The organism is Burkholderia sp. PvR073, from assembly GCF_054055695.1.
The window spans coordinates 364,892-380,209 of sequence record NZ_JBSRXO010000005.1; the positions used below are offsets into that span (position 1 = coordinate 364,892).

Sequence of the window (15,318 nt, forward strand, 5' to 3'; positions counted from 1 at the left end):
GAAGGAGCCCTGCATGTCCCTCGACACGAACAACGTCCGCCAAGGCGGCTGCGGCTCAGGCCAATGCGCGTGCAAGAGCGCCGCCCAGGCGCGCGCATTCGATCCGTTCGACGATACCGACTACGGCACGCCGCAACGGCATGCCGATACCGATGTCACGCTCGAAATCGACGGCCAGCCGGTGACGGTGCCGGCCGGCACGTCGGTGATGCGCGCCGCGATCGAAGCCGGCGTCAATGTGCCCAAGCTCTGCGCGACCGATTCGCTCGAACCGTTCGGCTCATGCCGTCTGTGCCTCGTCGAAATCGAAGGCCGGCGCGGCTATCCGGCATCGTGCACGACGCCCGCCGAAGCCGGGATGAAGGTGCGCACGCAGTCGGACCGGCTGCAGTCGCTGCGCCGCAACGTGATGGAGCTGTACATCTCCGACCACCCGCTCGACTGCCTCACCTGTCCCGCCAACGGCGACTGCGAGCTGCAGGACATGGCGGGCGTCGTCGGATTGCGCGAAGTGCGCTACGGCTTCGATGGCGCGAATCACCTGCGCGAGCAGAAGGACGAATCGAATCCGTACTTCACGTACGATCCGTCGAAGTGCATCGTATGCAACCGCTGCGTGCGCGCGTGCGAGGAAACGCAAGGCACGTTCGCGCTGACGATCGCCGCGCGCGGCTTCGAATCGCGCGTCGCCGCCGGCGAAAGCGAATCGTTCATGGCCTCGGAATGCGTATCGTGCGGCGCGTGCGTCGCCGCCTGCCCGACCGCCACGCTGCAGGAAAAATCCGTCGTCCGGCTCGGCCAGGCCGAGCACTCGGTCGTCACGACCTGCGCGTACTGCGGCGTCGGCTGCTCGTTCAAGGCCGAGATGAAGGGCACGCAGGTCGTGCGCATGACGCCGCACAAGAACGGCCTCGCGAACGAAGGCCACGCGTGCGTGAAGGGGCGCTTCGCGTGGGGCTACGCGACACATAAGGACCGCATCACGAAGCCGATGATCCGCGAGAAGATCACCGACCCGTGGCGCGAAGTCAGCTGGGAAGAGGCGCTCAACTACGCGGCGACGCAATTCCGCAAGCTGCAGCAGAAGTACGGCCGCGATTCGATCGGCGGCATCACGTCGTCGCGCTGCACGAACGAGGAAACCTACCTCGTGCAGAAGCTCGTGCGCGCCGCCTTCGGCAATAACAACGTCGACACCTGTGCACGCGTGTGCCATTCGCCGACCGGCTATGGCCTGAAGGCGACGCTCGGCGAATCGGCCGGCACGCAGACCTTCGCGTCGGTCGACCACGCCGATGTGATCGTCGTGATGGGCGCGAACCCGACCGACGGCCACCCGGTGTTCGGCTCGCGCCTGAAGCGCCGCATCCGCGAAGGCGCGAAGCTGATCGTGATCGATCCGCGCCGCATCGACGTGGTCGACGGCCCGCACGTGAAGGCCGCGCACCACCTGCAGCTGCGCCCCGGCACCAACGTCGCGATCGTCAACGCGCTCGCGCACGTGATCGTCACCGAAGGGCTCATCGCCGACGCGTTCGTCGCCGAGCGCTGCGAAGCGCGTGCATTCGAGCAATGGCGCGACTTCGTGTCGCGTGCCGAGAACTCGCCGGAAGCGACCGCGGATGTGACGGGCGTGCCGGCCGAGGTGGTACGCGAAGCCGCGCGCCTCTATGCGACCGGCGGCAATGCCGCGATCTACTACGGCCTCGGCGTGACCGAACACGCGCAAGGCTCGACGACGGTGATGGGCATCGCGAACCTCGCGATGGCGACCGGCAACATCGGCCGCGAAGGCGTCGGCGTCAATCCGCTGCGCGGCCAGAACAACGTGCAGGGCTCGTGCGACATGGGCTCGTTCCCGCATGAACTGCCCGGCTACCGCCACATCGGCGACGACCGCGTGCGCGCGCTGTTCGAACAGGCTTGGTCGGCCACGCTGCAACCGGAACCGGGGCTGCGCATCCCGAACATGTTCGACGCGGCGCTCGACGGCAGCTTCAAGGGGCTCTACTGCCAGGGCGAGGACATCGTCCAGTCGGACCCGAACACGCAGCACGTCGCCGCCGCGCTGTCGTCGATGGAATGCGTCGTCGTGCAGGACATCTTCCTGAACGAGACCGCGAAATACGCGCACGTGCTGCTGCCGGGCTCGACGTTCCTCGAGAAGGACGGCACGTTCACGAACGCGGAGCGCCGCATCTCGCGCGTGCGCAAGGTGATGCCGCCGCTCGCGGGCTACGCGGACTGGGAAGTGACGCTGCTGCTGTCGCAGGCGCTCGGCTACGACATGCACTACACGCATCCGTCGGAAATCATGGACGAGATCGCACGGCTCACGCCGACCTTCTCGGGCGTGTCGTACGAGAAACTCGACGCGCTCGGCAGTATCCAGTGGCCGTGCAACGACCAGGCACCGGACGGCACGCCGACGATGCACATCGACGCGTTCGTGCGCGGCAAGGGCCGCTTCGTGATCACGCAGTTCATTCCGACGCCGGAAAAGGTCACGCAGCGCTATCCGCTGATCCTGACCACGGGCCGCATCCTGTCGCAATACAACGTCGGTGCGCAGACGCGCCGGACCGAGAACGTCCAGTGGCACGAAGAGGACCGCCTCGAGATCCACCCGCACGACGCGGAGGATCGCGGGATCCGGACCGGCGACTGGGTCGGCATCGAATCGCGGGCGGGCCAGACGGTGTTGCGCGCGCTCGTGTCCGATCGCATGCAGCCGGGTGTCGTGTACACGACGTTCCACTTCCCCGAATCGGGCGCGAACGTGATCACGACGGACAGCTCCGACTGGGCGACGAACTGCCCGGAATACAAGGTCACGGCCGTGCAGGTGATGCCGGTTGCGCAGCCGTCCGACTGGCAGCGTGCCTACGCGCGCTTCAACTCGGAGCAGCTCGACCTGCTCGAGCGCCGTGCAGCCGCGCCGGCCACCGTGACGACGGGCAAGTGAGGACGCGATGGACAACGGACACCTGATCGACATGGCCAACCAGATCGGCGCTTTCTTCGAATCGATGCCCGATCGCGAAGAAGCGCTGACCGGAATCGCCGAGCACATCCGGCGCTTCTGGGAGCCGCGGATGCGTCGTGCGTTGCTCGCCGCGCTCGACGATCCGTCGAGCGCAGCCGCACAACGCGCGGCGCCGATCGTGCTCGCCGCGATCGCCGCGCACCGCGCGTCGCTCATCCCGGCCGCAGCCTCCGCCTGAGCGCCCCGCTACGCGGGCAGCGACATGCCCGCGAACCAGCTTTCGCAGTGGCGCAGCAGCGCGTTTGCGTCGGTGGCAGTACGGCCGCGCGCCGCGATGTAACCATCGGGCCGCAGCAGGTAGAACGACGGCCGCGAGCGGCCGTACGCCTGCGCAAGCCCGTCCGCCCCGTCGCTTTCGGCATCGGCGACGCGCCACGTCCGCACGGCGCCCGGCATGATCCGCTCCAGCCCCTGCGCGAGCGCCCGCGCATCCGCGGGCATCGGCGGCACGTCGTTCGCATCGCCCGCGTCGGCGCTTGCCGGCTCCTCGAGCAGCAGCAGCGTGAAGCTCGCCGGGTCGTGCAGGTCGTATAGCCGCGCGGTTCCGGGCGCCCGTCCGAGCGGCCCGTCGACCACATGCACGAGCGCGTCCGGCGCACGCTCGCCTGCGCGCGGCCCGCCGTCGAGCACGCGTTCGAGCGTGAGCGGGCTTTTCCGGTATTGCACGCCCAGTTCGCTGACGGTGCGCCGCACCGCGTCGCGCACCGGCCCGAACGTCGCCAGCAGCGGCACGACATGATCGCGCAGCAGCTTCATCGCGCCGTGATCGGCTTCGACGATTTGCGTGACGAGGCCGGTCTGCCGCAATACGTCACGCTCGATCGGATGGCGCTCCGCGTGATACGTGTCGAGCAGCCGCTCCGGCGTGCCCCCGCCAAGCACGCGCGCGAGCTTCCAGCCGAGATTGAACGCTTCCTGCATGCCCGTGTTCATGCCCTGCGCGCCTGCCGGGCTGTGAACGTGCGCGGCGTCGCCCGCGAAGAACACGCGCCCGTGACGCAGCCGGTCGACCATCCGGCTATGCAGGCGGAAATACGACGACCACGCGAGGTCGCTCGGCGCGATCGACGCACCGACGCGGGCGCGCACGATCGCCTCGCATTGCGCGAGCGACGGCGGCGGAGCATCGGGAGATGCATCGCCAGGCGGCCGGTCGGCGACGAGCCGGTAGCGGCCGCCGCCCATCGGGAACAACCCCGCGATGCCGTCGGGCGTCGTGAACAGGTGGATCTCCTCTTCCGGCCAGTCGGGTATCGCCGAGAAATCGGCGAGCAGGAAGGTCTGCTCCAACGCTTGTCCGGCGAAGCCGAGGCCAAGCAGATGGCGCACCGTGCTGTGCGCGCCGTCGGCGGCGATCAGGTAGGACGGCGCGAACGATTGTTCACGCCCGTCGGCGTCGCGGATCGTCACGTCGAGTGAGGTACCGCCCGCGTCGCACGCCGTGAGCGTGACGCCGCGTTCGACCGTCACGCCGAGGCCGGCCAGGTGCTCGGCGAGCAGTTGCTCGGTGATGCTCTGGTCGAGAAACAGCAGGTACGGATAGCGCGTTTGCAGCGGATCGAAATCGAGCCGCGCGATCACGCGGCCGCCCGCATGCAGCGCGGCCGCGTGCGCGCGATGCCCCAGCACGAGAAACGGTTCGACCGCGCGATGCTGCTCCAGCATTTCGAGCGTGCGCGCCTGGATGCCGATCGCACGCGAATACGGCGCGGGCGTGGTGAGCCGGTCGATGATGCGTACCGGCACGCGGGCACGCGCGAGACTCATCGCGGCGGCAAGGCCGGTCGGGCCTGCGCCGACGATCAGCACGGGCGGGATGTCGAGCAGTGTGTCAGCCATGAGCACCTCGATGACACGCGATCCTGCAAGTCTACGCCGCTCCGCGTGACGGGGCCATATGCCGACCGGCCAATCTGGGGCGGCCGCGCGCAGTGTGGGAAAATACGCGCTTTCCGCCAGTTTTCGCGTCATGGATTCCGCATTCGACCGAGCGTATGCCGCGCACCGCGCGGGCCGCCTCGCCGAGGCCGAGCACGGCTATCGTGCCGCGCTCGGCACCAATCCCGCCGACGCCGACGCGCTGCATCTGTTCGGCGTGCTGCGGCATCAGCAGGGCCAGCATGCCGAGGCAGCCGATCTCGTCGGGCGTGCGGTCGAATTGCGCCCGGGCGACGCCGCACTGCAGCTCAATCTCGGCAACGCGCTGAAGGCGCTCGGCCGGCTCGACGAAGCGATCGAGCGGTTTCGCAACGCGCTGACACTCGCGCCCGAATTTCCGCTCGCGCACTACAACCTCGGCAACGCGTATGCGGCGCTGCAGCGCCACGAAGATGCCGTCGACGCGTTCGGCCGCGCCCTTCGGCTCACGCCCGACGACGCCTCGATCCACAACAATCTCGGCAACGCGCTGAATGCGCTCGGCCGTCACGACGATGCGCTCGCCGCGTTCCATCGCGCACTCGAGCTGCGGCCCGGACATGCCGGCGCGCACAACAATCTCGCGATGGCGCTGAACGCGATGGGCCGGGCCGACGACGCGATCGCGCACTTCAAGGCGGCGATCGCCGCGCAGCCGCGCTTCGTCGCCGCGCACTTCAATCTCGGCAACACGTTCGAGGCGCTCGGCCGTCACGGCGAAGCCGCGGCGGCGTTCGAAGCCGCGCTCGCGCTGCACCCGCCGTTCCCGCTCGCCCTGTTCGGGCTCGCGAACGCGCTGTGCGCGCTCGGGCGCCAGCGCGAAGCGCTGCCCTACTACGAACGCGCGGTCGGCCTCGATCCGTCGTTCAGTCTCGCATGGCTGAACCTCGGCAATGCGCATCACGCACTCGGTGCGCACGAAATGGCGCTGCGCGCGTTCGATCAGGCGCTGCGCGTCGCGCCCGACCTGAAGCTCGCGCAACTGCACCGCGCCGTCACGCTGCTGACGCTGGGCGACTTCACACGCGGCCTGCCCGCGTACGAAACGCGCCACGACACGCCGGGCGCGACGCCGCTCGGCACGCTGCCGCGCTGGCAAGGCGAGCCGATTGCGTCGCGCACGCTGCTGATCCGCGCGGAACAGGGCTTCGGCGACACGCTGCAGTTCGTCCGCTTCGTGCCGCTGGCCCGCGCGCGCTGCGCGCGCGTCGTGCTCGAAGTACAGCCGGAGCTCGTCGCGCTGCTCGCGCCGGCGGCGACGCGCTGGCGCGTGACGCTCGTCGCACAGGGCGCGGCGAAGCCGCCGGCGGCGGACGTCGCGTGCACGCTGATGAGCCTGCCGTTCCTGCTCGGTCTGCAGCCGTCCGACATCGTCGCGGGCAAGCGTTACCTCGATGCGCCGGACAGCGCGCACCGGCGCTTTCGCGGCTCGCTCGGCGGCCAGTCGAAGCGCAAGTTCGGCCTCGCGTGGTCGGGGCGCCGCCAGGCCCAGGAGAACCGCTCGATGCCGTTCGACGCGCTCGCGCCGCTGCTCGCGCTGCAGGACATCGACTGGGTCGTGCTGCAGCCCGCGCTCGACGAAGACGAACGGGCGCGCGTCGACGCGCATCCGCGCGTGCATCACCTCGACGGGCGGCTGAACGACTTCGCCGACACGGCCGCGCTGATCGAACGGCTCGACGGCGTCGTCACGATCGATACGGCCGTCGCGCATCTGGCGGGCGCGCTCGGCAAACCGCTGTGGATCATGCTGCCGTTCGCGCCCGACTGGCGCTGGTTCACCGGCGACGACTGTCCGTGGTATCCGCACGCCCGGCTCGCCCGCCAGTCCGCACCGGGACAATGGCTCGACGTGGCGGCGACGGTCGCCGACGCGCTGCGCGCCGCCTGAATGCCGATAAGAAAAGGGAGCGCGGCGCGCTCCCTTTTTTCACCCGACGTGGCGCGGTGCAGGCGGCGTCAGGCCGACTTGTACTGGTTGCGCGACTCGGGCGTGCGATACAGCACGAGCGTCGCGATGAGCCCGCAAAGCGCCGCGACGGTCAGCCACAGCCCCGGTGCGGCCTTGTTGCCGGTCTGGTAGATCAACAACGTCGAGATCGCGGGCGTGAAGCCGCCGATCGTCGTCGCCAGGCTGTAAGCGAGCGAGAAGCCGGCGGTGCGCACATCGGGCGGCATCACTTCGGTCAGCGCGACGACCATCGCGCCGTTGTAAGAGCCGTACAGGAACGACAGCCACAGTTCGACCGCCAGCAGCCGCAGGAACGACGGTTCGGCCACGAGCCACAGCACGGCCGGATAAGCCGACAGCAGCGTGAGCACCGTGAACGCGATCAGCACCGGTCGGCGGCCGATGCGATCCGACAGCGCGCCGGACAGCGGCAGCCACACGAGGTTGGACAGGCCGACGCAGACGGTCACGACGAGTGCGTCGAGCGACGACAGGTGCAGCACTTCCTTGCCGAACGTCGGCGTGTATGCGGTGATCAAGTAGAACGACACCGTCGTCATGATCACCATCCCCATGCCGGCGATCACGATGCTCCAGTTCTCGAGCATCGAACGCATGATCTCGCCCATCGTCGGACGGTGACGCTTCGCGAGGAACTCGTCGGTTTCCTTCAGCGAACGACGGATCAGGAACAGGAACGGTACGATCAGGCAGCCGATCAGGAACGGAATGCGCCAGCCCCACGCGCTCATGTCCTCGGCCGGCAGCACCCGGTTCAGCAGCACGCCGACAAACGCGGCGAACACGACCGCCACCTGCTGGCTGCCCGATTGCCACGACGTATAGAACCCTTTGTTGCCCTTCGTCGCGATCTCCGACAGATAGACCGACACGCCGCCCAGCTCGACGCCCGCGGAAAAGCCCTGCAGCAACCGGCCGAGCAGCACGAGCGCCGGCGCGAGCACGCCGATCGTCGCGTAGCTCGGAACGCCGGCCACCGTCAGCGTGCCGAGCGCCATCAGCCCGAGCGTCAGGATCAGCCCCTTGCGGCGGCCGTGATGGTCGATGTACGCGCCGAGCACGATCGCGCCGACCGGGCGCATCAGGAAGCCCGCGCCGAACACCGACAGCGACAGCATCAGCGACGCGAATGCGTTGCCGCTCGGAAAGTAGGTTTTCGCGATCGCCGACGCGTAATACCCGTAGACCATGAAGTCGTACATTTCCAGAAAGTTGCCGCTGACGACCCGGAACACAGTGCGGACTTTCGATTCCTGCACGACGGCGTGTGTTGCTGTGGACATGTTGTTCTCTCGATTCGGATGGCGCGACATCCGCGCCGTGTGAGCCGGCGATGCGTGTCGCACCGGCCGGCGCGCACGGACATCGCCACCATCCGGCGGCACGTCGCGCGACGATGCGCACGCCGCCATGGTCGGCAAATGATGCCACGCGAAGCCAACGGTTGCCTTGGAGCGGGCCGGCAGTCGCGGTTGCCGACGCCGCATCCGGCCCGTACGGATCTTATGGATACTCTCGAAAGGCACATCAAAGTCGGATTGATCCGATCGACCGATAGCCCTGACACGAGTCGCAGAGGCGCCCACGCACCGACTTACTTCGACCACGCGTCGCAACTGTCGCAGCGCCGCCCAACCGATCTGCTTCGCACGCTTCCCCAGCCGACGGCCACCCAATAAAAAACCCGGCGAAGCAAGCTTTGCCGGGTTTCGTTCGTGCGTCGATCCAGCGGACCGACCTGTCGTCACTTGCGCGTGGGCAACCCGGTGTCGGCTTGCCGCTCGAGTTGCCGCACCTGCTCCTGCAGATCGCGCAGTTGCGCCTGCGCGGCCCGCTTCTCGACCTGCAGCGCCTGCGTCTGCTCCTGCGCCGATTGCTGCCGCTGCGCAACCTCGGCCTGCTGACTGCGCGCGACGCTCAGATCGGCCTGCAGTTGCTGCGCGCGATTCGCCTGCAGCGCGATCACGCGTTCGAGGAACGTCTTCTGCGCCTGCAGTTCGGTGCGACGGATCTCGACGTCCGCGAGCTGCGCCGTCTGCTGGACGAAGTTCGCGTACACCATCTCCGCGCGGCTCTTCTCCTGCGACTTGATCACGCGCCACAGATGCTTGTCCTGGAACAGCGCGACGTAATAGGTCATCTCGCGCTGATCGAACATCAGGCTCGCGCCGTAGCTGCCGTTGTAGGTGGTGCGCATCTCGACGATCCGCCCGTCGTGCAGCATCTGCGTGAGTTCGGCCACGTTGCCTTGCGCGGTGGCATCCGTCGCGGACGCGGCGGACGCCGGTGCCGTCGGCGTGGTATCGCCGCTCAGGCTCGTCACTGCGGGGCGCGTACCCGCAACGGGCGCGGTCGCATCGGCGGACCATGCTGCGCCCGCGTGCGCGCAGGCGGCCATCGCAACGATCCACGTTGCGCAGCGTGCGACGGAAAATTTTCGGAAGACCAACGCCAGACTCCGGCGAACGAATCGGGAGTCGCGATTATCGTTCAAAACGAAACGGCCGCATCTCGAATTGACGGGATGCGGCCGGCCTTCCTGCAACGCGATACAAGCGCCGGCTACAGGCGCGTTTCGCGTGCCGCGCGCAGGAATGCGTCGAGCAACGGTGTGCAGTCGAGCAGCTCGGAGCCGCCCGCGCGATGAAACTCGGGGTGCCATTGCACGCCGACGACGAACGGTGCGCGCCGGTAGCGGATGCCTTCGATGATCCCGTCGCCGGCCGACACGGCCTCGATGTTCAGATCGCGGCCGAGATCGCGGATCGCCTGATGGTGGATCGAGTTCACGATCGCTTCGCTGCGCCCGGGAAACATGCTCGCGAGCGTCGACGAGTCGGGGAAGCGGATCGCGTGGCGATGCTGGTCGTAATGCTCGCTCACGTGCGGATGCGCGGTCGGCACGTCGGTCGCGATGTCCTGGTACAGCGAGCCGCCGAACGCGACGTTGATCAGCTGGCAGCCGCGGCACACGCCGAGCACCGGCTTGCCGGACTCGACGAACTCGTGGAACAGCTCGAGCTCGTACATGTCGCGCACGCGGTCGCCGGGCCATTCGGGGCGCGCATCCGATGCCGCGTAGGTTTGCGGCGACACGTCGGCGCCGCCTTGCAGCAGCAGGCCGTCGAGATGCTTCGCGTAGTCGCGCAGGCGGATGTTGCTCGGGTGCAGCATGCCCTGGTGACCGACGGTCGGAATCATGAACACGAGCACGTCGCGCGACATCACCCAGTGCGCGATCGATTCCTCGAGATACTGCAGCGTCTTGCCGCGCAACCCCTTCGCACCCGGCTCCGGATGGAAGATCCGCGCCGACACGCCGATGCGCAACGTGCGCTGCGTGATCCGCTGGCCGGCGCGATCGAACAGCCGGCGCGCACGCGCCGCCACGATGCGGCCGAACACCGACCATGGCGTGTCGCTGTTCTTCAGGTAAGCCGGCGGCGCATTCTGCGCGCTCGCAGGCGGCGGGCGCGGCGTGTCGAAATCGGGCTGCGCGCCAAAACCGGGCGGCGCGGCACCGGCTTTTGGCGGCGCGGCAGTCGGTTCGGCAGCGGGCGTCGTGCCCGCGGCGCCCGGCTCCGACGCCGTCGTGACGGGCGATGCGCCGTCCGCCGCGACATCCTCGGCCGCGGCAGCCTGCGCGACGGAGGGCTGTGCGGCGGGCACCTCCGGCGCTTGTGCCGGATCGGAACGGTGGGAGTGGGGAGACGCGGAAAGGGTGCCGGGCAGACCGGCCGGGGAAGGCGTGGTTTCGCTCATGACGATGGTCTGGTGCGTCGCTCGCGCGTATTTGGATTGACGAGGATTCATTATGCTTCAGTGCACGATCGCGCGGTAAACCTGCAACATCCTGTCGATATTGTTGCAAGTCGTCGCATGCGGCGCCGGACAGGCCAGCGTACCGCGGCTGGCGGCATCGAAGGTCGCCCCGGTGAACTGGACACCAGTGATATATCACAATAATATTCACGGATTGCCACCTTACCAGATCGCCCGCGCCATGATCGTGCTCCGCCCGGCCACCGCGCCGCCACCCGCATGAACGCCCTGCCCGACCGGCGCGCCGCCTCGGCGCTCAGCCTCGCCGAGCGCGCGTACGCACTGATCCAGCGCGACATCATCACGATGCGCCTGAAGCCCGGCGCCGCGCTCAACGAAGCCGACCTCGTCGCACGCACCGGCATCGGCCGCACGCCCGTCCATCAGGCCGTGCACCGGCTGGTGCTCGAAGGGCTGCTGTCCGTGATGCCGCGCAAGGGGCTGCTGGTGCAACCGCTGTCGCTCGACGACATCGTTGCGGTGATCGACGTGCGGCGCATCAACGAAGCGCACTGCGTCGAACTCGCCGCCCGCCATGCGACGCCCGACGATCTCACCCGCATCGCCGCACTGCTCGACGACGGGCAGTCGTGCGTCGACACGCACGACGTCGAGGGCATGATGGAACTCGACCGCGCGTTTCATCAGGCGATCGCCGCGGCGGCACGCAATACGGTGCTCGCGGAGATCCTGCGCGCGCTGCACGAACGCTCGCTGCGCTTCTGGTTCGTGACGCTGTCCGAACCGCACCACCTGTCCGACGTCCAGCGCGAACACCGCGAACTGTTCGAGCGGCTGTTCGCGCGCGACGCCGCCGGCGCACGCGCGGCCGTCGAGCGCCATATCGATTCGTTTCGCGCCACTCTTGTCCAACATCTTCGCCCCTGAGCCGCCCATGACCACTTTCACGCCCTTCCCCCCGCTCGCCCGGCTCGCCGCCGACCTCGCCGCCGGCCGGACCACGAGCCGCGCACTCGTCGACGTCGCGCTCGAACGGATCGCCGATCCGTCGGGCCAGGGCGCGGCCGTCTTCACCGAAGTCGACGCCGATAACGCGCGCGCGGCCGCCGACGCGCACGATCGCCTGCGTGCCGCCGGCACCGTGCTGTCGCCGCTCGCGGGCATCCCCGTGTCGGTGAAGGACCTGTTCGACGTCGCGGGCCAGGTGACGCGCGCCGGTTCGCGCGTGCTCGACGGCGCGCCGCCCGCGCAGGCCGATGCGGTCGCCGTCGCGCGGCTCAAGCGTGCGGGCGCGGTGCTGGTTGGCCGCACCAACATGAGCGAGTTCGCGTTCTCCGGGCTCGGCCTGAATCCGCACTTCGGCACGCCGCGCTCGCCGTACCACCGCGACGTACCGGGCGACGCGCGCATTGCCGGCGGCTCGTCGTCCGGCGCGGCCGCGTCCGTCGCCGACGGGATGGCGGCCGTCGCGCTCGGCACCGACACCGGCGGCTCGATCCGGATTCCGGCCGCGCTGTGCGGGCTCACGGGCTTCAAGCCGACCGCGAGCCGGATTCCGACGCAAGGCGGCGTGCCGCTGTCGACGACGCTCGACTCGTTCGGCCCGATCGGCCTGACGGTTGCCTGCTGCGCGCTCGTCGATCGGATGCTCGCGGGTCTCGAGCCGCACGTGCCGGCCGCGCGGCCGCTCGAAGGCGTGCGGCTCGGCGTGCTGACCAACTATGTGACGGACGGCGTCGACGCCGACGTCGCCGCCGCGCTCGACGCAGCGCTGAAGCATCTCGAGGCCGCCGGCGCGATCGTCACGGAAGTACGCTTTTCCGCGCTCGACCGGCTGCCGGACATCAACCGCTTCGGCTTCTCGCCGATCGAGGCGTACGCGTGGCATCGCCCGCTGCTCGCGCAGCACCGCGACCGATACGACCCGCGCGTGCTGTCGCGCATCCTGAAGGGCGAGCCGGCGAGCGCGGCCGACTATCTCGACCTGCTCGCCGCCCGCCAGGCGATGCTGGACGAAGCGGCACACACGGTCTGGTCGCGCTTCGACGCACTCGTCGCCCCGACGGTGCCCGTCGTGCCGCCGCGCATCGCCGAACTCGAAGCGGACGACACCGCGTTCACGCGCACCAATGCGCTGATCCTGCGCAACCCGAGCGCCTTCAACTTCCTCGATGCATGCGCGCTGTCGCTGCCGTGCCATCCGCGCGACGAGGCACCGGTCGGCCTGATGCTCGCGGCCGCGCCGCATCGCGACGACGCGCTGCTCGCGATCGGCCAGGCGGTCGAGGCCGTGCTGAACACGATCCGATGACCGCGCAAGCGCAATGACGGTGGACGATGCACCGGACGAAGCGGGTGCGGCAGGGTGCCGCACGCGCGCTGTCAGTTTCGTGCCAGATCGTTCGCGCTAAAATCGCGCGATTGTTTATCGGACCGACCAACGACAGGAATCCCGCCGACATGAATGACTCCACGCTCGCACTCCGCCGTGAACGCCGCCTGCTGATGCTGCTCGGCTGGGTGTGCATCGCCTTGCTGGCCGGCGCGCTGTACCTGCAATATGTGAAGAACGAAGATCCGTGCCCGCTGTGCATCATCCAGCGCTACTTCTTCGCGGCGATCGGCATCTTCGCGTTCCTGGCTGCCGGGATACGCAACTGGCGCGGCATCTGGGTGCTCGAGCTGCTGATCGCGATCGCCGCGGCCGGCGGCGTCGGCACCGCCGCGCGACACCTGTCGATCCAGATGAATCCGGGCTTCAGCTGCGGCTTCGACACGCTGCAGCCGATCGTCGACAGCCTGCCGCCCGCCCAGTGGTTCCCCGGCATGTTCAAGGTCGCCGGCCTGTGCGAGACGGTCTACCCGCCGATTCTCGGCATCCTGCTGCCCGGCTGGGCGCTGATCGGCTTCGCCGTGATCCTGATCGCCGTCGCGTCGAGCATCTGGCGCCATCGCCGCAAGCTGGCGAGCTGACCGGTCGGGGCCGCGTAGCCGCCCCTCGTTCGTCCGGCGCCGCCGGCGACGTCCCGCGCGGCCGCACCCTGCCGGCCGCACCTCGCCGGCCACGCGTAAACACCTAACCCCGCCGCAGCCCGGATTTCCGGGCGAACGCACATCGCACGACATCCGCGCAACCTCCGCGCGCATGCCCCGCCACGCAAGCGTTTCGGCCCGATGCGCACGCAACGGCGCCCCAATCCCGCGCGGCGGGCCTATGATCGACATGATCGCTGCCTGATAGCCCGGATCACCGCCCGGCGATGTTCCCGCCGCCTTGCGGTGCTATCTTCGCGACTGGATGGCGATCTACGTGCGCGAGGCCAGTCGGTCTCACCTCCTGCGTAACGCGCGCCCGATCCGCAATGTCGACTGGATTTCTCATGACAACGCAAACCATCCGCATCCGTCACCCTCATGGCGTCCGCGCGTCCCGCGCCGCCGTTCGCGCGCGCCTGCGGCGCACCGCCGCCGCACCGCATCGACCGTGCGCCCGGCCTGCGTCGCTCCCGTCAGTCCTCGTTACCGCCACGCCCGCCAGCGCGCGCCGCGCGTCGTGCCGCGTCGTCGTGAACGGAGCGTGCTGATGGAAGCGTGGATTGGCGATCTGCAGCAATTGCTCGCGCACGGCGAAGCGGCCGTGCTCGTGACGGTCGCGCATACCGACGGCTCCGCGCCGCGCGAGGCCGGCACCAAGATGCTCGTCACGCGCGACACGGCCCGCCATACGATCGGCGGCGGTCATCTGGAATGGAAAGCGATCGAAATCGCGCGGCATCTGCTGAAGGACGGCGCGCACGTGCCCCACGCGCGCAGGCTCGAACGGCTCGCGCTCGGCCCGAGCCTCGGCCAGTGCTGCGGTGGCGCGGTCGTGCTCGCGTTCGAGCGGCTCGATGTCGGCGACCTCGGCTGGATCATGTCGCTCGCGAAGCGCGTCGCGGCCGGCGCCGCGACCGTGCGTAGCGTATCATTCGGCCCCTCGCCGGGCGCGCCGCTGCTGAGCGAGCCCGAATCGCCCGCCGCGCGTGCCGATTGCCTGCTGTGGGAAACCGGCGGCGTGTCGCTGATGACCGAAACGATCGCGCCGTATGCGTTCCCCGTCATGCTGTTCGGCGCCGGACACATCGGCACCGCGCTCGTGAAAGTGCTGGCGACGCTGCCGTGCCACGTGTGCTGGATCGACGGGCCCGCTGCGGTGTTCCCGCCGGCCGAGGCGCTCGCCGGAGTCGGCAATCTCGTGATCGACGCGGTTGCCAGCCCGGCCGACGCCGTCGACACGGCGCCGCCGCACGCATACTTCGTCGTGATGACGCACGACCATGCACTCGATTTCATGCTGGCCGAGCGCATCCTGCGGCGCGGCGACTACGCCTACTTCGGGATGACCGGCTCGCACACCAAGCGCGTGCAGTTCGATCATCGGCTGGCAGCGATCGGCATCGACCCGGCCCAGGTCGCGCGGATGCACTGCCCGATCGGCGTCGAAGGCATCATCGACAAGGCGCCCGAAGTCATCGCGATCTCGGTGGCCGCGCAGTTGCTGCAGGCCGTCGAGGCGAACGCACCCGCGCAGGCTTCCCCTACATTCTGACCGACCAAGAAC

General features: G+C 68.9%; 11 protein-coding genes. 7 read left to right on the forward strand and 4 right to left on the reverse strand.

Annotation, left to right across the window (positions count from 1 at the left end; translation table 11 throughout):
- The first annotated feature begins 13 nt into the window (after positions 1-13).
- Positions 14-2,965: a formate dehydrogenase subunit alpha gene (gene fdhF / locus ACVK00_RS18410; RefSeq protein ID WP_267483080.1), complete on the forward strand. Its 2,952-nt coding sequence runs from the start codon at positions 14-16 to the stop codon at positions 2,963-2,965.
- A gap of 7 nt (positions 2,966-2,972) precedes the next feature.
- Positions 2,973-3,224 carry a formate dehydrogenase subunit delta gene (locus tag ACVK00_RS18415; protein ID WP_228907110.1) on the forward strand — a complete coding sequence of 84 codons (252 nt, stop codon included), beginning with the start codon at positions 2,973-2,975 and terminating at the stop codon, positions 3,222-3,224.
- Positions 3,225-3,232: 8 nt separating this feature from the next.
- Here the strand turns inward: ACVK00_RS18415 and ACVK00_RS18420 are convergent, their stop codons facing one another.
- Positions 3,233-4,885: an FAD-dependent monooxygenase gene (locus tag ACVK00_RS18420; RefSeq protein ID WP_284888937.1), complete on the reverse strand. Its 1,653-nt coding sequence runs from the start codon at positions 4,883-4,885 to the stop codon at positions 3,233-3,235.
- A gap of 130 nt (positions 4,886-5,015) precedes the next feature.
- Between ACVK00_RS18420 and ACVK00_RS18425 the strand changes: the two genes are divergently transcribed.
- On the forward strand, positions 5,016-6,854 hold the full coding sequence (locus ACVK00_RS18425; protein WP_435521216.1) for a tetratricopeptide repeat protein: 1,839 nt from the start codon (positions 5,016-5,018) through the stop codon (positions 6,852-6,854).
- A 68-nt stretch (positions 6,855-6,922) separates the two neighbouring features.
- Here ACVK00_RS18425 and tcuC read toward each other — a convergent pair whose 3' ends face one another.
- From tcuC to ACVK00_RS18440, 3 genes are all read right to left on the reverse strand, one after another.
- Entirely contained in the window at positions 6,923-8,218 is a 1,296-nt protein-coding gene (gene tcuC, locus ACVK00_RS18430) for an MFS transporter (RefSeq protein WP_284888935.1), read from the reverse strand.
- 461 nt (positions 8,219-8,679) lie between these two features.
- The gene (locus ACVK00_RS18435; RefSeq protein WP_284888934.1) at positions 8,680-9,384 is read right to left on the reverse strand and encodes a DUF2968 domain-containing protein; all 705 of its coding nucleotides are present in this window, start codon (positions 9,382-9,384) and stop codon (positions 8,680-8,682) included.
- 113 nt (positions 9,385-9,497) lie between these two features.
- Positions 9,498-10,697, reverse strand: a complete 1,200-nt coding sequence (locus ACVK00_RS18440; RefSeq protein ID WP_284888933.1) for a gamma-glutamyl-gamma-aminobutyrate hydrolase family protein — start codon at positions 10,695-10,697, stop codon at positions 9,498-9,500.
- A gap of 279 nt (positions 10,698-10,976) precedes the next feature.
- Here ACVK00_RS18440 and ACVK00_RS18445 point away from each other — a divergent pair, with 279 nt between their 5' ends.
- From ACVK00_RS18445 to xdhC, 4 genes are all read left to right on the forward strand, one after another.
- The gene (locus ACVK00_RS18445; protein ID WP_284888932.1) at positions 10,977-11,645 is read left to right on the forward strand and encodes a GntR family transcriptional regulator; all 669 of its coding nucleotides are present in this window, start codon (positions 10,977-10,979) and stop codon (positions 11,643-11,645) included.
- Positions 11,646-11,652: 7 nt separating this feature from the next.
- Positions 11,653-13,029, forward strand: a complete 1,377-nt coding sequence (locus tag ACVK00_RS18450; protein WP_284888931.1) for an amidase — start codon at positions 11,653-11,655, stop codon at positions 13,027-13,029.
- A gap of 149 nt (positions 13,030-13,178) precedes the next feature.
- The gene (locus ACVK00_RS18455) at positions 13,179-13,691 is read left to right on the forward strand and encodes a disulfide bond formation protein B (protein ID WP_228907102.1); all 513 of its coding nucleotides are present in this window, start codon (positions 13,179-13,181) and stop codon (positions 13,689-13,691) included.
- Positions 13,692-14,301: 610 nt separating this feature from the next.
- Entirely contained in the window at positions 14,302-15,306 is a 1,005-nt protein-coding gene (xdhC, locus tag ACVK00_RS18460) for a xanthine dehydrogenase accessory protein XdhC (protein ID WP_284888930.1), read from the forward strand.
- Positions 15,307-15,318 lie beyond the last annotated feature (12 nt).